The 20,155-nt window shown below is 38.2% G+C and carries 19 protein-coding genes; 15 read left to right on the top strand and 4 right to left on the bottom strand.

What is annotated here, in order from left to right:
* The first annotated feature begins 21 nt into the window (after window positions 1–21).
* From RCG21_RS28750 to RCG21_RS28725, 6 genes are all read left to right on the top strand, one after another.
* Window positions 22–354, top strand: coding sequence for a helix-turn-helix domain-containing protein (locus tag RCG21_RS28750; protein WP_133334011.1), 333 nt, complete (start codon window positions 22–24; stop codon window positions 352–354).
* Between the two features lie 229 nt (window positions 355–583).
* Window positions 584–1,045 carry a MarR family winged helix-turn-helix transcriptional regulator gene (locus RCG21_RS28745; RefSeq protein WP_133334012.1) on the top strand — a complete coding sequence of 154 codons (462 nt, stop codon included), beginning with the start codon at window positions 584–586 and terminating at the stop codon, window positions 1,043–1,045.
* Window positions 1,046–1,048: 3 nt separating this feature from the next.
* Window positions 1,049–4,186 carry an MMPL family transporter gene (locus RCG21_RS28740; RefSeq protein ID WP_133334013.1) on the top strand — a complete coding sequence of 1,046 codons (3,138 nt, stop codon included), beginning with the start codon at window positions 1,049–1,051 and terminating at the stop codon, window positions 4,184–4,186.
* Window positions 4,187–4,819: 633 nt separating this feature from the next.
* Entirely contained in the window at window positions 4,820–5,836 is a 1,017-nt protein-coding gene (locus RCG21_RS28735) for a polysaccharide deacetylase family protein (RefSeq protein ID WP_133334014.1), read from the top strand.
* A 110-nt stretch (window positions 5,837–5,946) separates the two neighbouring features.
* A complete protein-coding gene (locus RCG21_RS28730) occupies window positions 5,947–6,948 on the top strand; it encodes an AI-2E family transporter (RefSeq protein WP_133334015.1) in 1,002 nt (333 codons plus the stop codon).
* A 67-nt stretch (window positions 6,949–7,015) separates the two neighbouring features.
* Window positions 7,016–7,249 carry a group-specific protein gene (locus RCG21_RS28725; RefSeq protein WP_133334016.1) on the top strand — a complete coding sequence of 78 codons (234 nt, stop codon included), beginning with the start codon at window positions 7,016–7,018 and terminating at the stop codon, window positions 7,247–7,249.
* Window positions 7,250–7,279: 30 nt separating this feature from the next.
* Here the strand turns inward: RCG21_RS28725 and RCG21_RS28720 are convergent, their stop codons facing one another.
* Window positions 7,280–7,987 carry a DNA alkylation repair protein gene (locus RCG21_RS28720; protein ID WP_133334017.1) on the bottom strand — a complete coding sequence of 236 codons (708 nt, stop codon included), beginning with the start codon at window positions 7,985–7,987 and terminating at the stop codon, window positions 7,280–7,282.
* Between the two features lie 197 nt (window positions 7,988–8,184).
* On the opposite strand from RCG21_RS28720, the gene RCG21_RS28715 reads away from it, so the two are divergent.
* Window positions 8,185–9,159 (top strand): cation diffusion facilitator family transporter, encoded by a 975-nt coding sequence (locus tag RCG21_RS28715; RefSeq protein WP_133334209.1) that lies wholly within the window; start codon window positions 8,185–8,187, stop codon window positions 9,157–9,159.
* Window positions 9,160–9,219: 60 nt separating this feature from the next.
* The gene (locus RCG21_RS28710) at window positions 9,220–10,221 is read left to right on the top strand and encodes a DUF3231 family protein (RefSeq protein ID WP_133334018.1); all 1,002 of its coding nucleotides are present in this window, start codon (window positions 9,220–9,222) and stop codon (window positions 10,219–10,221) included.
* 29 nt (window positions 10,222–10,250) lie between these two features.
* On the opposite strand, the gene RCG21_RS28705 is transcribed toward RCG21_RS28710, so the two are convergent.
* Window positions 10,251–10,763 (bottom strand): acyl-CoA thioesterase, encoded by a 513-nt coding sequence (locus tag RCG21_RS28705; RefSeq protein WP_133334019.1) that lies wholly within the window; start codon window positions 10,761–10,763, stop codon window positions 10,251–10,253.
* 167 nt (window positions 10,764–10,930) lie between these two features.
* Between RCG21_RS28705 and RCG21_RS28700 the strand changes: the two genes are divergently transcribed.
* The 5 genes from RCG21_RS28700 to RCG21_RS28680 all read left to right on the top strand — a co-directional run bounded on the left by RCG21_RS28700 (window position 10,931) and on the right by RCG21_RS28680 (window position 15,312).
* The gene (locus RCG21_RS28700; RefSeq protein ID WP_308914024.1) at window positions 10,931–12,043 is read left to right on the top strand and encodes a serine hydrolase domain-containing protein; all 1,113 of its coding nucleotides are present in this window, start codon (window positions 10,931–10,933) and stop codon (window positions 12,041–12,043) included.
* A 44-nt stretch (window positions 12,044–12,087) separates the two neighbouring features.
* Window positions 12,088–12,909 carry an NAD(+) synthase gene (gene nadE / locus RCG21_RS28695; protein WP_133334021.1) on the top strand — a complete coding sequence of 274 codons (822 nt, stop codon included), beginning with the start codon at window positions 12,088–12,090 and terminating at the stop codon, window positions 12,907–12,909.
* A gap of 136 nt (window positions 12,910–13,045) precedes the next feature.
* On the top strand, window positions 13,046–13,876 hold the full coding sequence (locus RCG21_RS28690) for an amino acid ABC transporter substrate-binding protein (RefSeq protein ID WP_308914023.1): 831 nt from the start codon (window positions 13,046–13,048) through the stop codon (window positions 13,874–13,876).
* Window positions 13,863–14,561, top strand: coding sequence for an amino acid ABC transporter permease (locus RCG21_RS28685; protein WP_133334022.1), 699 nt, complete (start codon window positions 13,863–13,865; stop codon window positions 14,559–14,561). The genes RCG21_RS28690 and RCG21_RS28685 overlap by 14 nt, the downstream gene beginning before the upstream one ends.
* 16 nt (window positions 14,562–14,577) lie before the next feature.
* Window positions 14,578–15,312, top strand: coding sequence for an amino acid ABC transporter ATP-binding protein (locus RCG21_RS28680; protein ID WP_133334023.1), 735 nt, complete (start codon window positions 14,578–14,580; stop codon window positions 15,310–15,312).
* Window positions 15,313–15,633: 321 nt separating this feature from the next.
* Here the strand turns inward: RCG21_RS28680 and floT are convergent, their stop codons facing one another.
* Both floT and RCG21_RS28670 read right to left on the bottom strand, forming a co-directional pair.
* A complete protein-coding gene (floT, locus tag RCG21_RS28675; RefSeq protein ID WP_133334024.1) occupies window positions 15,634–17,154 on the bottom strand; it encodes a flotillin lipid rafts scaffold protein FloT in 1,521 nt (506 codons plus the stop codon).
* Window positions 17,155–17,166: 12 nt separating this feature from the next.
* A complete protein-coding gene (locus RCG21_RS28670; RefSeq protein WP_133334025.1) occupies window positions 17,167–17,712 on the bottom strand; it encodes an NfeD family protein in 546 nt (181 codons plus the stop codon).
* 372 nt (window positions 17,713–18,084) lie between these two features.
* Here RCG21_RS28670 and RCG21_RS28665 point away from each other — a divergent pair, with 372 nt between their 5' ends.
* Window positions 18,085–18,795 carry a response regulator transcription factor gene (locus RCG21_RS28665; protein WP_133334026.1) on the top strand — a complete coding sequence of 237 codons (711 nt, stop codon included), beginning with the start codon at window positions 18,085–18,087 and terminating at the stop codon, window positions 18,793–18,795.
* A complete protein-coding gene (locus RCG21_RS28660) occupies window positions 18,773–20,152 on the top strand; it encodes a HAMP domain-containing sensor histidine kinase (protein WP_308914022.1) in 1,380 nt (459 codons plus the stop codon). Before RCG21_RS28665 ends, RCG21_RS28660 begins: the two co-directional genes overlap by 23 nt.
* Window positions 20,153–20,155: the final 3 nt, after the last annotated feature.

The raw sequence follows: 20,155 nt of genomic DNA, 5'->3' as shown, positions 1-20,155 counted from the left end.
TGCTAGTCAAGGAGAGATTTTATGGAAGGAACTAAACTCAAATTACTTCGTGAAGAAAAAGGTTTATCAATAAGCCAGTTAAGTGAGTTATCGGGTATTTCAAAGTCTTATTTAAGTTTAATTGAGCGGGATATCCAACGGAATCCTAGTATAGAAATATTAGATAAATTAGCAACAACTTTAAAGGTAGACATAGACCAATTCATTAAAGGTAACCAAGATGGTGAAACAAAGATAAGCAGCGGCGTGATAAAGGGTACATTAAAGCTTGAAATCGAATTGTCCGAGGGTCAATTAAATACTCAAAAATTAAGGAAAATAAAGAATTTGATTCAAGAATTGAATACGGAGTAAAACTAAACCATGGTGATTTGTTATAAATCACCTTTCTTTATTTTGTATGAATATTCTCCCCTCCCTTCCCCCAAAAATATTTTCTTCATTGAATTTTTTTCTCTCAAAGTAAACAGCCAATAAATCATTGACAAAATGATTTCATCGCCATTATAGTTAACTTTGTTAATAGTTAACGAGTTGAACAATTAAACAGTAGAATCATTCGAGTGAGGTGAATCGATACATAATGGCTGATAAAAACATTCAAGAATTAGTGGACCGTTATATCACGCTTTCCTTTTCCGTTAATAAAAAAGGGGAATCGCTGGTAAAAGAGCAAATTAGCAGTGATCTCACTAGTGACCAGCACTATATGTTAAGGTATATCCACAAATCAGGTACCTGTACATCTACTGAATTGGCAGAAGTCTTTGAGGTGAAAAAAAGCGCCATCACTGCCATTATTAATCGGATGTGGGAAAAGGGTTTAATTCAACGTACCCGTGATGAGAATGACCGGCGTGTAGTGTATCTAACGTTAACGGAGAAGGGCATTGACTTATTTGAACAAACGGAGGATCGAATCTATAAATTAGTTGAATCCTTAATTACCCAATTCGATGAAACCGAAATCAAACAATTTTTAAATACGTATGAAAAGATAAATCGAATTCTTATCGAAAATAAAAAGCTACAGCAGGAGGAGTAAACGGTGAGGTTTATTATTAAAAGTAAATGGCTCGTGTTAATTGCCTGGATTGCAGTCGTAGTGGGGTTATTCATGATTGCTCCGAATATGGCTGACCTTGTCCGTGATAAGGGGCAGGTCGATGTTCCAAAGGGATATTCCTCCCATTTAGCTACGGAGATTATGAATCAGGTTCAGAAACAGAAGGATGGCGGCAAGGAAACCCAAGTCGCCCTTGTGTTTCATGATAATAAAAAGTTATCAAGTGCTGAAATAATCGAAGCAAAAAAGGCGATTCAAGCATTGGAAGACAACAAAGAAAAGCTTGGTATCACAGAAATCCTAAGTCATTTTAATGAAAAGAGCTTAAAAAATCAGCTTGTTGCTAAGGACGGGAAGTCCATCCTTGCTTCTGTTAAGGTGAACTGGAATGACCGTGAGCCCAAAGAAGTTAGTGCTGCCTTGTATAAAACAATTGAAACTGTAAAGGTGGATCATTATTACACCAGTAACTGGATGATCAATGAGGATTTGATGAAAAGCTCTGAAGAAGGCTTGAAGAAAACAGAGGGAATTACAGTCGTGTTTATTTTAGCTGTATTACTACTTGTTTTTCGTTCATTAATATCACCTTTAATTCCATTGCTAACAGTGGGTATTACTTATCTGGCTGCGCAATCGATTATTGCTATTTTAGTAGATAAGCTGAATTTCCCTGTATCCAACTATACACAAATCTTTCTGGTTTGCGTTTTATTCGGAATAGGAACGGATTATTGTATATTATTGCTTAGTAGATTCAAAGAGGAATTATCTCAAAGAGAAACGATCGTTGATGCAATCGTAGAAACATACCGAACCGCTGGACGAACGGTGTTATTCAGTGGTTTAGCCGTGATGATTGGGTTTGCAACGATTGGTTTTTCTCAATTCATCCTCTACCAATCTTCTTCAGCGGTAGCCATTGGAGTGGCAATGCTTTTGATCGCCTTATTTACAATCGTTCCATTCTTCATGGCGGTATTAGGCAGAAAACTTTTCTGGCCGTCAAAGGGCAGTGCGGAACATGCTGAAAGCAAGCTTTGGGGGGCTGTCGGAAAGTTTTCCCTGGCTCGTCCAGTGATTTCATTATTAATTGTTGCGGCTATTTGTGTTCCATTTTTAGTTACGTATGATGGGAAATTATCGTTTAACTCATTAGAAGAAATCAGCGGAAAAGTTCCATCCATCCGTGCTTTTAATGCGATTGCTGACAGCTTTGGTCCTGGTGAATCAATGCCGACCCAAATCGTGATTAAAAATGATGAGGCAATGAATTCAACAGACTATATGGAATTGGCAGAAAAAATTAGTCAAGAAGTAGAAAAGGTGGATCAAGTTGACACGGTCCGTTCTGTCACGAGGCCTACAGGTGAAAAAATTAAAGACTTTTACGTGAATAAACAAGCTGAAAGTCTTGGGGATGGTTTAGGAAAAGGAAAGGATGGAATTACAAAAATTAGTGACGGCTTGCAAGAAGCAGGCAGCAAGCTTTCAAAATCCGGGCCGCAATTAAAAGGAGCAGTGAACGGAATTAACGGGTTAATTTCAGGAACCGATCAATTGCAAACGGGTTTGACTGATATTCAAACCAACCTTGCCAAAATTGAAAATGGAATCCGCCAAGGCTCAGCAGGTTCTACAGAACTGATAAAAGGTTTAGAAAAAACGAAAGCTGGTGCCGAGGACTTACTTGCTGGCTATAAAAAGTTGCAAAAGGGTTATCATAACATAGATGCGAATCTAAAAACATTAAACACCAAATATAAGGATGTAGGCGGTGGATTAACAGCTTTATCCAGTGCTCTTGCCCAGATTAAGAACGAAGATTTTACCTATTTGGAAAGTCATTATGATGGATTGGCGAAAGAAGGGCAATATCAAAAAATAAAAGGAACCGTTCAAGTACTCCAGCAGCAGCTAGCACCTCTTTCCGGTGGACTTAATCAGTTAAACGCTGGTCTTTCTCAAATTACAAAGGGAATGGATACGGCGAACGCTGGATTTCAAAAAGCAAATGGCGGCCAGCAGGGACTTGCTGCTGGTCTGGAAAAGTTAATTAAAGGAATTGAGCAGCAGCAGGCAGGACTTGACAAGTTGGCAAACGGTCAAGGTCAAATTGTTGCTAATATGCCAAAACTGACTAGCGGTTTGTCTGGAATCAATGATGGACAAAAGCAACTGCTTACTGGATTTGGCGGTCTAACAGGCCAATTAACGCAGTTATCGAACGGGCTTGACCAAAGTGCGAAAGGGTTAAATCAAGTGTCGGATGGTCTTGGTTCTGCTCAAGGTTATTTATCCGATTTATCCGACTCGACCAGTATGTCAGGATTCCATATGCCAAAAGAAGTGGTGGAAAGCAAGGATTTTAAACAGGCAATGGATACCTATCTGTCGGATGACCGAAAAGTTATGACATTGGATGTGGTATTTAAAGCAAATCCATATTCAAATGAAGCGATTCACCAGGTTCCTGAAATTAAGGATGCGGTAAAAAGAGCGGTTAAAGGTACAAAGCTTGAAAATGCGGTTGTTGCCGTTGGCGGTATTACCAGCTCAAACGCAGATTTAAATAAAATGTCCAATCAGGATTTTTCACGGACAGTTGTCCTTATGCTGATTGGAATTACGCTGATCTTAATTCTTTTATTTAGATCTATTATCATGCCGATATATATTATTGGCTCATTGATTTTAACTTACTATACAGCGATGGCCATGAATGAAGCGCTATTTGTAAACCTGTTGGGCTATACAGGAATCAGCTGGGCGGTTCCATTCTTTGGATTTGTAATTTTGATGGCTCTGGGAGTCGATTATAGTATTTTCTTGATGGATCGCTTTAATGAGTATAAGGATTTAAAGGTAGCAGATGCGATGCTGTTATCGATGAAAAAGATGGGTACGGTCATTATCTCGGCAGCGATTATTTTAGGAGGAACATTTGCGGCAATGATGCCTTCAGGGATGCTATCATTGCTCCAGATTGCTTCGATTGTCTTAGTTGGTTTATTATTGTACGCGTTCGTCATCTTGCCATTGTTTATTCCAGTCATGGTTAAAAACTTTGGCAAAGCCAATTGGTGGCCGTTTAGTAATATGACAAATAATTTAAAATAGATTAAAAAAGAGGCATCTAAGTGATGCCTCCAGGCTGTCAAAAAACCTTCGACAGCCTTTATTTTATTCATCTGCTTTAACAATAAACCGCGTTAATTTATTATAATATAATTAACAAAATTATTAATAAAGTGGCGAATTCCAATGTTCAAACCTAAATAGTCCTCTCAAAACGAATATGAATTTGTATCTATAGATGAAATAGTTCTTGATGGAAAAAGTGTGTGGCAATATTTAAATTTATTATCCCTGTTGATTGGAGCGGAAGGTGCGAAGACTCATGCGGGAGTACGGGGCAGGGGAGACCCCGCAGGCGCCTAAGCGCCGAGGAGGCTCCCCGGCACGCCCGCGGAAAGCGAAGCACCTGGAGCGGAAATCAGCAGGACTTTGAGCATGCACAATATTTAATGATAATTCTGTTAGTTAGACTCAAACAAATTAAAAAATGCCGGTACATATACCCTTTCTCGACAATCCGGAGGTATCCAAGTGATGTCTCTTTTTTTAATCTATTTAAAGTAAAAACTTTTAATAGTTTTGTAATATTTTTGATATATTTGAAACATTTTGCGAGAAAAATCGTCTATAATGGGCGTAAGGACATAAAATTACAGCAAAGAGGGATTTAAAAAAATGGGGATGGGGAAAAATAGATGGTTAAAGGGAACCTTTCTGTGCAGTGTCGCTTTGGGCATACTCACTTCAGGGGCCTTTATCATCTATAATTTCGGTTCAAAGGCAGAAGCAAATGAACCTAGTATCGGAGAAAAGGACAGAAGTTTAATGTCTTTAAAAAAGACAGCTGGATCAATTTATCAAGTTACGATAGATGATTTGTTTGAAAAGGAATTATGGCAAGAGAAGCAGCATGCCGCTGATTTACGGCATTGGCAAAAAGTAGATGACGAGATTCATAATAAAGGATATAAAACAACTGTAAAGCATAGTGCTCCAGAACACACAGCCGCAAACAAAAATAAAACTCCTAAATCATCGAAAAAGGACACCGATTTAGTTCAGCCAAAGGATAACAAATTAAAAACAGTAAATAGCAGAAAAAGAACCATTTATTTAACTTTTGATGATGGACCGGAAAGCTTTTCGGAGGATATTCTTGCAGTACTGGAAAAATATCATTACAAAGCTACTTTTTTTATGCTCGATGGCAATATTAAAAGATATCCCCATGCGGTTAAAAAGATGGTGAAGCTTGGGGAAAGCATCGGCATTCATGGTGTAACCCATAATGTTAAACTTTTTTATGCATCGGAAAAATCTGTATTGGGAGAATTAAATAAGACCCAGTATTCTTTAAAAACCATAACAGGGGAAGATTCTCATTTAATTCGAACACCTTACGGAAGCTATCCATATATGACTAAAGAAGAAAAACAGGCAGTCTCAAAAAGCGGGTATAGGATGTGGGACTGGAATATTGACAGTCAGGACTGGTATTACAGGGACGAACGATTTGTAAAAAATGTAATCCAGCAATTGAAGCAGAAATCAAAACAAAAGGGGCCGATTGTAATCCTAATGCATGAAAAAAGGGAAACCTTGAAACACCTGCCTAAACTGCTGGACTATTTAAGCAAGCACGGCTATGAAAGTAAAGCGCTGGACGACTCGATGAAACCTGTCCATTTTTAACGTTGCTGGAAGGAATGTTTTTAAAAAGTAACAATTTTAAAAAATGATTTGTTATAATAAATTTAGTGTATTTAGACTATAAGTACAAACAATGGGGTTAGATTAAATATATGATCACTAAACTTTGGCAGAGCAGCGGTTTTAAAAGAATATTAATCTTCATTTTCATTGCCCTTATCATATATGGGATGAAAGAGATGATTAACTTAATTTTATTTACCTTTATTTTTACGTTTTTAATGGATCGTTTAGTTAAATTTATTGAGGGGAAAGTTCGACTGAATCGAAAGATCATTGTGGTGGTCTCCTATGCGGTGATTGTTGGATTGCTTTCGTATGGATTAGTCGTTTATTTACCGCTTATTGCAGCAGAAATAACGCAGCTTATTAAACAATTAACCACCTTCTATACAACAAAGCATGATAATATTGTTTTAAATTATATCACGGAAAAAATTGAAGAAATCCAAATATCGAATTACTTAGAGCAGGGATTTACCTTCTTAATCAAATATTTTACAGATATAAGTAAGGTAAGTCTGCAAATTCTTTTGGCACTTTTAATGAGTTTATTTTTCCTGCTGGAAAAACCAAGGTTAATTGAGTTTACAAAGAAATTTAAAAAGAGCAAGATTTCCTCCATTTACGTTGAAATTGAGTTTTTTGCCCGAAAGTTTGTGGGGACATTTGGTAAGGTAATCGAGGCTCAATTAATTATTGCAGTCGTTAACTGTATTTTAACAACGATTTCTTTATGGATCTTGGATTTCCCACAGCTGGGCGGACTTTCGATTATGATTTTCCTTCTAGGGCTCATTCCGGTAGCAGGGGTGATTCTATCGTTAATTCCACTGACGATTATCGCCTACAGTATCGGTGGTTTAATGAAGGTTCTTTATGTTGGAATAGCCATCGCGATTATTCATGGGATTGAAGCCTATATTTTAAATCCAAATTTGATGTCGTCTAAGACCAATCTTCCTGTTTTCTATACGTTTATTATCTTGATTTTCTCTGAGCACTTTTTTGGGGTTTGGGGTTTGATTGTCGGAATTCCGATCTTTGTTTTCCTTCTGGATGTTTTAGAAGTGACGGATCAAAAAAAGGTATAATTTGAACCCCCATTCTAAAAAGAATGGGGGTTGTGTTATTCTAAGGGTATTGAAGGAGGTTATAAGCATGAGCGAATGTAAGCTGGACCATTCACATGAAGATGTAAAAATGAAATATGAATCACAGGCAGCCTTTTTGCCTAAAGAGATGCAGCCATTATTTAAGCAGTTTTTTGAAAAAGAACATTCACAGGAATTATTGAATGAGGTTTTCCATTTATTAAAAAAATACGATCTCGTGTCCGATGATGAGAAAAGTGTACGAAACAATCGTTTATTTCTAGTTTTAGAAAATGCATAAAATGAGGGCCCGTTTTTAAGACGGGCCGCTTTAGCAGATACAGGTCTTTTTCTTTACGCCAATTTTTCCTTTTTGGTCAATTTTTTTAATATATTCAGTTGCAATTGGTACTTTACAGGCTGTTTTCCCTACATCGACCTGCACTTTTCCGATTTTTTCTGCCACTTTAATTGCCTCATTATGTAAGGAAACTATATATGCACCGACACATATCACAAAGAGATTCATCACGTAACGAACCCGATTTTTTTCTTCATGAATGGTTGCCTCGACCAGATCGAGTAATTTGCGAATTTCAGTTATATCTAAATTTTCATCAGGGGCAATCGATAAATAGTTTGCATAGGTGCTCCAGCCGCAAACGGCAATCATTTCTTTTTCAGACCTCATCCATTCCCGTGCAAGTTCAAGGGCATATGGACTTTCGGCGGCCACCCCTGCCACCGTGTATTCAGAAAGTAAATACCAATTTGCTTTCTTCACCCAACCCTGAAGTGTTTCTTTTGAGATTTTTTGCGGATTAATCGAAAGTCCTGCCAAATACATTGCATCATGGTTATCAGAATTAAATAACGCTAATGCTAATTCATGATCCTTTTTTACGTATTTTACCAATTTTTTTAAATCTCCAACCTTAACTCCAAAAAGAGGTTCTTTTGCTCCATGGTTGACAAAGGTTTTTTTCGTTTGTTCCGACCCAAGTTCAGCTAGCTTTTTCATCATTTCATCGAAAGTCATGTAATTTCTCCTTTTGTAGATATAAATACATCTTTGTTTCTTAATTTCTTGACGGGTTATTTAAATACCTTCTACAATATACCTTGTTTTCTAAAATATTCCGTTTTTATACAAGGGCTTCTTGAGATTTTTTCATGAATCCAGGTGATTTAGAAAATATTAAGGGTATTAATTATATAAAAAGAATAGGGGATACGATGAGAGAATTATTTCAGTTATTAAAAAAGGGCAATAAGTCAGCGATGCTGGCTGCGATTATTAATACGATCATAGCTATTATTAAAGGGGTTGCCTATTCGTTTACGGGAAATGTAGCGATGTTCGCTGAAACGATGCACAGTTTAGGGGACGCGGCAAATCAGTTATTTGTTTTTATTGGGTCTGCCTTAAGTAAAAAAGCACCAACGGAACGATTTCCCAATGGATTCGGCCGCTTGGTCAACTTAGTTCTATTAGGTGCCGTCCTAGTCGTTGGGATAATGGCATTTGAGACAATTGTGGAAGGCTATCATCATGTCATCCATCCTACAGCATCCCATGGATTTGTCCTTAATATTGTTGTGTTAGGAGTCTCAACGATTCTTGAGACATCCGTTCTATTTAGAGCGATGAAGGAAATTTTGCATGAAGTAGAGGTCCAGGCTAAAGGCTTAAATGTATTTGCTCAAAGTTTTGCGAATTTGGGGAGAGCAAAGCCCGCTACGAAACTGGTTTTTATGGAGGATATGGTCGCAACACTCGGCGGCTTGTTGGCAATTATAGCTGTCCTTATTTCTCATTTTACCGCTTTTCACCAGGCAGAGGGACTTGTTTCGATTATTATTGGAGCGATGATGTTCTTTGTCGTCGGCAGGGTATTTTTAGATAATGCCGCAGGTGTTATCGGGCAGGCAGATGAAGAAATGGAAGACAAAATTGGTAATCTCGTGATGGCAGATCCTGATGTGAAGGATATCCAGGGGATAACCGTTATTAAAGAGGGGGAGGATCTCCACGTTGAATTAGAAATAGAGGTTGATCCGAAATTGACAGTTGCTGCAGCAGATGATATAAAAGACCGCCTTGAAGAAAGAATTATGGCGGAAAAGGGTGTAGTCGACGTCACCATTGAAATTGACGAAGATGATCAGGTCATGAATTGGAAACCTCAGACGGAAGAAACGGCAAAATAAGTATAAAACAAATTGTATGTTGGGAACCTAATTTTAAACCGTGTTTTTAGGGGGGATATAATGGTTTCACATACGGCAAGATTATCCAGTTCAGAAATTGGGGGATTATGGGCAGTTTTTCTCCAAGAGGATATGGGAATTCGGTTATTGGAATATTTTCTTCATCATAATCAGGATGAAGAAATAAAAAGTGTACTAGAGCAAGCCCTTACTGCTTCCATTAGTCGTATTCAGCAAGTAACCGATATTTTTAAGGAAGAAGGAATCCCCCTGCCAGATCGACTCACAGATGAGGACGTCGACTTATCTGTCCCTCCTTTGTTTTATGATGCATTTGCTTTAAGCTTTGTCTATTCGGTGGGCCGTATGAATATGATCAATATGGGATTTGTCACTGCAAATGTCGCAAGAATGGATGTTCTGAATTTTTTTACAACCATAGTGAAAGAATCTGCCACTTTGTATCAAGATGCTACTACTTTAATGCTTAAAAAGGGAATCTATGACCGCCCTCCGATGATTCCGTACCCTAATAAGGTTGAATACATTGAAAAACAATCATATATTTTGGGACTTGGTAAGAAAAGACCGTTAAACACAGCGGAAATTACTGAAATTTTCTTTAATGTCGAACGGAATTATTTTTCAATTCTCATTTGTACGGCTTTTTTACAAATTGTTAAAGACAAGGAAATTAGAAAATATATTAAAGAAGGAAAAAAAATTTCTGAAAAGCAAATTCAAGTATTTAACGATCTTTTTATGAGAGAAGAGCTTTTAGGAGTAAAGCCAACTACAATGGCGGTAACGGATTCACAAGCAGCTCCTTTCTCCGATAAATTAATCGTTCTACTTTTTCATTCTTTAAATGCGATTGATATTACTTTCCTTGGGCACGCCCTGTCCTTATCAATGCGAACGGACCTAGCGGCTCATTATCAAAAGTTTATCCTTGAGATTTTGCTTTATGGAGAGAAGGGTTTTAATATCATGGTAAATAGAGGCTGGCTTCAAATGCCTCCACATGCACCAAATCGAAGAGAATTAGAGGGTTTAACGTAAAAAGGTTCGTCGTCTCGACGAACCTTTTCTTATTCCCATGGTTTATTAATGGTTAAGTGCTCTGCTAATTCTTTGCTGTTTTGTCTATGCACTTTTCGTTCTTCAGCCCGTTTTGAAGCCGTTTCATGTAGTTTTTTTTCTTCCTCAGTTTCAGGAATGATTCCAGGTACTGGTGCGGGTTTGCCGTCATCATCTAAGGCAACAAACGTTAAAAACGCGGTGGCAGCGATTTTTCTATCCCCAGTAATTAGATTTTCAGCAATAATTTTTACAAAGACTTCTAATGAAGTTCTCCCTGTCCAGGTTACAAACGATTCGAAGCAGACAGAATCATCAGGAGTAATTGGACTTAGAAAATCAACTGAATCGGTAGAAGCTGTAACACATTCTCTTCTTGAATGCCTTACAGCAGAAATGGATGCAATCATATCTACATCACTCATTAGTTTTCCGCCAAATAAGGTATTGTGATTATTTACATCATTGGGAAAAACTCTGCTTGTCCTTACTACTACTGACTCTTTACAAGTTTTTGCGTCCATATTTAATCCTCCCGTAAGTGCTCGCAATATATTTATTTTTTACCAGAACTTCTGGCACTAACCGAAAATTCTAATCAAATGTTCATGATAATTTAAGGGAAAAAGTGGTTTAATGGAAGCATTATGATAAAAATAAGAAAAGGATATGGATGGTATGGGGGATTGGAATGGTAAAAAATCTTCTAATTTGTTTTGTTGTCGTATTAATGATTGTTGGTCAAACAGCCTGCCAAAACAATAAAGGATTCATTAATCGTCCTAATCGGACTTTAGCAAAACAGCATGAAGTTAATCTTAAAAAGATTATCCAAAAGGGAAACAATGAACAAGAACGAATTAAAGATTATTTAACTCACATGCATCTTAATGGAAGTGTTACGGTTATCAAGAATCATAAGTTGGTCTTTAACAAAGGAATGGGCTATGCGAATTTCAAGAATCATATTTTGAACCAACCCTATACTACCTATCCAATTGGTTCGATTTCAAAGGCGTTTGTAGCGGTATGTATTTTACAACTGCAAGAAAAAGGCATGCTATCGATTGAAGACCCTTTATCAAAATATATTCCCGGTTTTCCTAATGGCCAAGAAATAAAATTAGTTCATTTATTAAGCCATACTTCAGGAATTCAAAAACCGTTGTGGAAAGTCTGGGATACTAAGCCCGTGGATATGATACACGAGGCGGAAAGAAGACCACTTCTATTTATACCGGGCACAAGATGGGATTATAAGGACATTAATTATCTCATATTGGGCTATATTGTTGAAAAGGTGTCGGGAACAACACTGCATGAATATATTCAACATAATATTTTTGCTCCTGCAGGAATGAAAAGTTCAGGATTTATTACGAGGGAAAATCTTTTTCCTTTTACATCAACTGGGTATTTAAAAATAGGTCAACATCTGCATTCCATTAAAAAGCTGAATCCGTATCCTCTTTTTGGTTGTGGAGATATTTTTACAACTGCCCTTGATTTATCTCGTTTTGATGAGGCATTATTTGGTGGTAAACTTATTTCTAGAAATCGTTTGAAGGAAATGCTTAGGCCAAGAAGTATCTCGAAATATGGACTTGGGCTTTATAACTATGGCAATCGCATATTTAGCAGAGGCGTTTTATTAGGGTGGGAATCACTTCATGTATATTATAATGATAAAACCCAAATTACGATTTTATTGAATATTCATTCCAAAAGGACAAAAATTAAAGCCATTGCAAATGATATTCACACAATCATAAAATTGGGGAAATCCCACAATTTGGAGATGTGACCTAGTAATTTCCTAATGGCAGTGTATAGAATGGAGGAAAAAAGATGAGTATGCAAAACCAAATTATGCAGGAGTTAAATGTATCTTCTGAGATTAACCCTAAAGAGGAAATTAGAAAGCGAATTGATTTTTTAAAAAATTACTTACATAAAACAAAGGCTAAAGGTTATGTTTTGGGGATTAGCGGCGGTCAGGATTCAAGCCTTGCCGGGCGCCTCGCGCAGTTATCGGTTGAAGAGCTGCGGAAGGAAGGAACGGAAGCTGTTTTTATTGCAGTCCGTCTGCCTTATGGTGTTCAACAAGATGAAGACGATGCACAAAGGTCGTTGTCCTTTATTCAGGCAGACCAAGACTACGTTTTTAATATAAAGTCTTCTGTTGATTCTGTTCAAACGGAGTATGATGGGATGTCAAAAGGTAAACCTTTAAGTGATTATCAAAAAGGAAATGTAAAAGCTAGGATGAGAATGATTGCCCAATATGCAGTTGGAGGAATGGAAGGGCTACTTGTAATTGGAACTGATCATGCTGCTGAAGCTGTTACCGGATTTTATACGAAATATGGCGATGGGGGCGCAGATGTTCTTCCGCTTTCAGGTTTAACAAAACGCCAGGGAAAAGCTTTGTTAAAAGAACTTGGAGCGGATGAGCGTTTATATTTAAAAGTACCGACAGCAGATTTATTGGATCATAAGCCAGGACAAGCAGATGAAACGGAATTGGGCATTACATACGATGAGCTTGATGATTACCTTGAAGGTCGACCTGTTTCAAAGGAAATTGCCGAGAAAGTTGAAAATCGTTATCGCATGACGGAACATAAACGCCAACTGCCAGCAACTATGTTTGATTCTTGGTGGAAATAACTTTTAATGACCTATTAGAATTTTCTGATAGGTTTTTCTACATTAATTTTTAATAATCGGATAAAATAACTTTACAGAAGTCATTAGTTGTAATATGATAATCCAAGTAAAACAATAAGAATTAGGGGGTTATATTGTGAAAAAGCTTTCAGTTTTATTTGCACTTTTACTCAGCTTTATGTTAATTCTGTCAGCATGTGGTACAAGTAATAATGATACCACTAAAGATAATAAGAATGATAATCAATCTGCTTCAAAGGATAAAGATTTATTGGCTAAGATTAAAGCAGATGGAAAAATTCTCATTGGTACGGAAGGTACATATGCACCATTTACGTTCCATGATAAAAGCGGTAAATTAACCGGTTTTGATGTCGAGGTAGCTACGGAAGTGGCCAAGCGTCTAGGAGTAACACCGGAATTTAAAGAAACACAATGGGATGCAATGTTTGCCGGATTAGATGCAAAACGTTTTGACATAGTTGCCAACGAGGTTGGAATTCGTCCAGACCGTCAGGAAAAATACGATTTTTCAAATCCATACATCACATCAAGCGCAGTTCTTATTGTACGTAATGACAACAATAAAGTGAAAAAATTTGAAGATATAAAAGGTTTAAAATCTGCTCAATCTATGACTAGTAACTATGCGGATATTGCAAGGAAATTTGGTGCAAATATTACCGGAGTAGAGGGCTTTAACCAAGCGATTGACTTATTGGCATCGAAACGTGTTGATGTAACGGTCAACGATAAAATTTCTTTCTTAGACTATAAAAAACAAAAGCCTGATGCACCTGTAAAAATTGCGGCAACTTCAGCAGATGCTTCACAAAGCGGATTTATGTTTAGAAAAAATAATCAAACACTAGTAGATGCAGTAAACAAAGCATTAAACGATATGATTTCAGATGGAACATACAAAAAAATCTCCGAGAAATGGTTTGGTGAAGATGTACTTAAATAGTATTTTTGCTGACCCGGAAAGAACAGCTCGTTTAATGGATATTGCACAAAGTTCCTTTCTGCCCCTTTTGAAAGGGGCTATTTTTTATACAATACCCTTAACGCTGATTACCTTTGTCATTGGTTTAATCCTTGCCATATTAACTGCGCTGGCGCGGATTTCGCATCTTAAAATTTTACAAATGATTGCTAGGATTTATGTTTCTATCATTCGGGGAACTCCATTGTTAGTCCAGCTGTTCATCATTTTTTATGGTTTACCGACGGTTGGAATTACACTGGATTCCTATGTCGCAGCTATTATTGGTTTTTCTCTCAGTGTCGGTGCTTATGGCTCGGAAATTATTCGTGCCGCGATTATCTCAATCCCAAAAGGACAGTGGGAAGCAGGGTACTCGATCGGAATGTCTTATTCTCAAGTACTTAGAAGAATTATTCTGCCTCAGGCTACAAGAGTCTCGATACCGCCATTATCAAACTCATTTATTAGTCTTGTAAAGGATACGTCGTTGGCATCTCTTGTTCTTTTAACGGAGTTGTTTCGAAAGGCACAGGAAATTGCTGCAACCAATTATGAATTTTTATTGGTTTATAGTGAAGCGGCACTTATTTATTGGGTCATTTGCTTTTTCCTTTCCATCCTTCAACAATCATTGGAAACGAGATTGGACCGCTATGTGTCTTAAGTAAAGGAGAATGACCATGATATCAATTAAAGGACTATATAAGCAATTTGATCAATTAGAAGTATTAAAAGGGATTGATCTTGAGGTGGAAAAAGGAAAGGTTGTTGTCATTATCGGCCCGTCCGGTTCTGGAAAAACAACGATGCTCCGCTGCCTGAATGTTTTGGAAACACCAACGAAGGGTGTAATTTCCATCGAAGGGAAAAGTCTTGATTTTTCTAATCCTGTTTCAAAGAAGAATATTGCTTCTTTTCGCCGCTTAACCGGTATGGTTTTTCAAAATTATAATTTATTCCCGCATAAAACTGCTGTGGAAAATGTGATGGAGGGGCCCATCATCGTAAAGGGGCAGAGTAAGGATACGGCTCGTAAAAAAGCAGTGTCTCTTTTGGAAAAAGTCGGACTTGGTGACAAAATTGATTACTATCCTGCACAGCTTTCCGGTGGACAGCAGCAGCGGGTAGGTATAGCAAGAGCGCTTGCAATGGAGCCGGAGGTTATGTTGTTTGATGAACCGACCTCAGCTCTAGACCCTGAACTTGTCGGAGAGGTTCTTAAAGTAATGAAGGATCTTGCCCAAGAAGGAATGACGATGATTGTCGTTACCCATGAAATGCGCTTTGCCCGTGAAGCAGCGGATGAAGTTATTTTTATGGACCAGGGTGTTGTGGTTGAAAGAAACAAACCGGAAGAGATTTTCACGAATCCAAAAGAAGAGCGGACACGGAAATTTTTAAATATGATTCAGTAAAGTGTTATGGCTACGGTCATAGCACTTTTTGTTTTTCAAGCGAAGAATGATAGTGCCCGTGCAAAGGGAAAAATCGTGAGCATGGGAACAAACAGAAGTTGATAGTGCCCGTGTGAAGGGAAAAATCGTGAGCCCAAGAACAAACAGAGGTTGATAGTGCCGTTTCGGAGAAATAAACCAAGAGCATGGGCACTTACAAGGATTCATAGTGCCTATGAAGAAAGGAAAAAAGAGAGTTCGCACACCATACATTGAGACAATTAACACATAAAAGCAAAGGCTGCCTGTGTTTCTTTCATCACAGGCAGCCTCGTTTTCGTGCTATTCAGCTGTCTTTTTCACTTCTTCAGTCAATTTCTCAATGCTTCTTTTCACATTGGATTTACCTGAATAATTCTCAATTAATTCCTTTACATCAATTCCACTTGAAGCTTTTAATGACTCTTGGAGACTCGCCATTAAGTTCGTCGCATAACTGGTGATTTTATTGGCACCGCCATTCGCTCCCGATTCGCCACCCGTATCAACAACGGTAATTTTATCGATATTCGAAAGCGGGCTCGCCACCTGCTTCGCATATTCTGGAAGCATTTTGATCACCATGTCGAGAATCGCGGCTTGACCGAATTGTTCGAACGCCTCGGCAATTTTTTCTTTTGCTTCTGCCTCAGCAAGACCTTTCAAGCGAATAATTTCAGCTTCGGATTGACCTTGTGCTTTCTGTGCTTCCGCTTTTGCAAGACCATCCATCCGGATACGTTCTGCCTCCGCTTTCGCCATTGCTTCAATCCGGTATTTATTGGCTTCCGCTTCCGCAATCTCTCTTGCCTTATTTGCAGCAGCTGCCTGCTCAACAGAGTAGCGGTCCGCATCCGCTTTTTTCTTTACTTCAGAATCGTACTGGCGCTCACGACGGAGAATTTCTTTTTCTTCCAGTTCAATTTGTTTTTGCCTTTCAATGATCTTAATCTGCATTTCCTGTTCCGTAACTTCTTGTTTCGATCTGGCACTTTCAAGATCATAGGCCATGTCGGCACGCGCCTTGGCAATATCCTGTTCACGGCGGAATTCAGCAATTTTCAACTGATTGATTTTTTCTGCTTCAGCGATTTCTGTTGCTCGTTCCAATTCAGAACGCTTTGCTTCCTTAGATGCTTCCGCTTTTTTGATCCGTGTTTCTTTTTCTGCTTCAGCTGTAGCAATATCGGCATCACGCTTTACTTGAGCAATCCGTGGTTTACCTAATGAGTCTAGATAACCATTTTTATCACGGACATCTTTAATCGTGAACGATACAATTGTTAAGCCCATTTTTGCCAGGTCTTGAGAAGCGACCCTTTGAACTTCCTGCGAGAATTTATCACGGTTTTTATAAATTTCTTCAACGGTCATCGAACCAAGGATTGACCGCAGGTGACCTTCGAGGACTTCACGCGCTTCATTTTCTCGGTCTTCCTTTGCCTTTCCAAGAAATTGTTCTGCAGCTGTAGCAATTTCACTAATCGACCCGCCAATTTTAATGATTGCTACCCCGTCAGCCATAACTGGTACGCCCTGTTCCGTATAAACCTCTGGGGTCGTAACCTCTAACTTACTGGAAAGAAGGCTGAGTGGTTTTGCTTGTTGAAATACTGGTAAAATAAAACTACCTCCGCCGCGGATAATTTTGATTTTATTACCCGATTCATCCACATGAACATTACGGTTTCCAAGGAAACTACCTGTTACAATCAGTGCCTCATCCGGCCCCGCGGTTTTATATTTTGTAATAAAAACTCCGATTAAGGCTATTAGAATTAATGCTACAATCCCAATAATCACCCAAATGATTCCAAAACCCATTGAAACTCCCCCTTATATAAAACTTTCTATTTCTTGATTAATGGTAACCTGAAGGATCCCATTTTCAACTTGGACTACAAGTACCTTTGTACCATTTGGTATGGCCACGTCATCAAAGCTCGAAGCTGGTTTGGCAATTCTGCCGCTAATATTTTCAATCATGACTTCCCCAAATCCGTCTGCTGGAATGGCTGTGATAACTGTGCCAATTCTGCCGCGTAAATCACTTTCTTTATAAACAAGTGACTCTTCTGCCGACGATAAGGGAATAAGAACGAAAACATTTAATAATGTCACCACTATAAAAGCCACGACCGCAGAAATCCCCAAAATCAATCCGTAATGGAGCGATGACAATTTTTCCAGCAGAAATCCAGAGGCTGAGAGTATGGTCACAAATGCAAAAATAAGGACCGGATTGAGAAAATGCAACCCGGCATCCCCGGCTCCATGAAAATGAAATACATCTGCAAACAAAACATACAAAATGGTTAAAACACCTGAAATAATAAGTGCGTATAAATAGATGGTTTCTAAAGGAATGCTTAACGGCTCCATAAATAGGCACCACTCCTTTTCTTTGTCTATATTTGTATATACGTATAAAATATGTAAAAAGTTTCACATTTTCATTTTACCGGAAAAATTTGGTTGAAGGAAAGGTTTTTTAAAGGAAAATTTTGATTTTGATATATTAATATTTTCGCCCATTATAAAGCAAAAAAATAAGATGTCCTTGCAACAGGACATCGGTATATAAAGAGAGAGGTTTAGGGAAAGAGGAGCCAGTGTTTCTTCCACTTTCGTTCTTACACCTACATATTAGCGGGAAAGATTGAAGATATGATGAAGAAGTTGTGGTGAATTTGTGAAGTTGAAAACATCACAGACATCAAATGTTATAGTTAGGGTGAGAGGGAGTGGTGTCCGATGAAAATTTTACTAGTAGATGATGAAAGAAGAATAATCGAAGTTCTCGAAGCCTACCTCGAAAGGGAAGGATATGAGATGCATCGTGCAGATAATGGCATTGATGCTTTAAAAAAGGTGAAAAACGTCCAGCCTGATTTAATTATATTAGATTTGATGCTGCCGGATATTTCCGGTGAAGAGGTTTGCCATCTGGTCCGAAAAGAATCCGATGTTCCGATTCTAATGCTGACAGCTAAATCGGCGGAGGATGACCGGATTAATGGGATCATTATCGGAGCTGATGACTATTTAACAAAGCCATTTAGCCCGAGAGAAGTGGTTGTTCGTGTACAAGCCATTCTACGTCGTGTGAAAAAATCAGAAAAAGTGGAACGGCTAGAATTCAACGGCAAAAAGCTTGCAATTGACCTAGAAAAAAAAGAAGTAACCATAAATGGACACGAAATTATGCTGACGCCGATAGAATATAAACTTTTAACTAATATGGCATTAAATCCGGGGAGAGTCTACAGCAGAATGGATTTACTCGAAAAAATTCAGGATGAAGGCATGTTTTACGAAGGGTACGAGCGCAGTGTGGATACCCATATAAAGAATCTTCGTAAAAAAATTGAGTTGGAGTCACGGCAGCCGGAATTTATTTTAACTGTATTTGGCATGGGCTATAAATTTGGAGGAGTTGCCGATGCTGCAGACATTACGGTCTAAAATTCTTTTTTATTTATTATTAATCTCCATGATTGGCATTCTATTGGTCAGCTTTTTTATCCAATGGGGGTTTGAAGCGAGCTTTAAAAGCTATTTAGATCGTAATCGTGAAAAAAAGATTGAAAGAGTGATTGTTGAGATTGAAAAAGATTATAAAAAAAATGGCCATTTTACAAGTGACCCTGTTTTTAACCTGCTTCATGAGCATGCCATGACTGACCAGCTCTATTTTCAATTATTCGACCGTTTTGGCCGCCTGCAAATGGACTCCTCAAAAATTAGAGGAATGTTAAATAGCTTGGGATTAACAGAACCGGTTACGATTGGCGAGGAGTGGCATACGAAATCCTATACGCTGAAGGTAGACCAAACGGTGATTGGGAAGCTAGTAGCCATATATCCAGAAGGATTAATTGATGATGAGCATACATTTTTGCAAACCATTCAGTTATATATTTATGGAGCTGTTTGTTTGACCATTGTCCTAGCAATCCTTTTTAGTATGCTTTTTTCCAAAAAATTAACTTTGGGTTTGAAAAAACTCTCTTTTGCGGCAAATGAACTGCAGCAGCATAACCTTTCTGTCCGGATCCCTTTGGTAGGATTGCCGACAGAGGTAAAAGATTTAGCGATTTCGTTTAATAATCTGGCCGAATCCTTGGCGAAGGAAGAAATGCTGCGTAAGCAATTTACCGGTGATCTTGCTCATGAACTAAGGACACCACTTACGACGTTAAGGAGCCAAATTGAAGCCTATCAGGATGGAGTTTGGGAACCAACACATGAGCGTTTACAACAGAGCCATGAGGAATTAATGCGTTTGGTTCGCCTTGTAAATGAGCTTGAAAAGCTGCTTGCAGCAGAAAACCCGCAAATTCGCTTGGAAAAAATCGAATTAGAAGCTGGAAGTGTCCTTGCGGCTTTATGGGATATGTTTTTACCAGTGTTTAATGAAAAAGGTGTTCATCTTGATATTGTTGAACCTGGGGAGGAAGAAATGTTTTTTGCGGATAAAGACCGCTTAGTGCAAATCCTTTCAAACGTTCTAAATAATGCATTGAAATACACGGTGGAAGGTAAAAATGTTAGGATTTCGGTTCTTACCAATGAAGAGGGGTATGTTGGATTTCAGATTGTGGATGAAGGCTCTGGAATCGCAGAGGATGATATTCCCCATATTTTTGAACGATTTTATCGGGGTGACAAATCTCGTGACCGTAAAACAGGCGGTGTCGGGATTGGCCTATCCATTGTAAAGGCTTTGATGGACGCCCACCAAGGAATGGTCAAGGTTAAAAGTACAGTAAACATTGGAACAAGCATTACGCTGTGGTTTCCAAGGGAAATTAAAAATTGAAAA

It is taken from the genome of Bacillus salipaludis, assembly GCF_030938565.1.
GTDB lineage: Bacteria > Bacillota > Bacilli > Bacillales > Cytobacillaceae > Neobacillus > Neobacillus salipaludis_A.
This window is presented reverse-complemented; position numbering and strand designations above follow the sequence as displayed.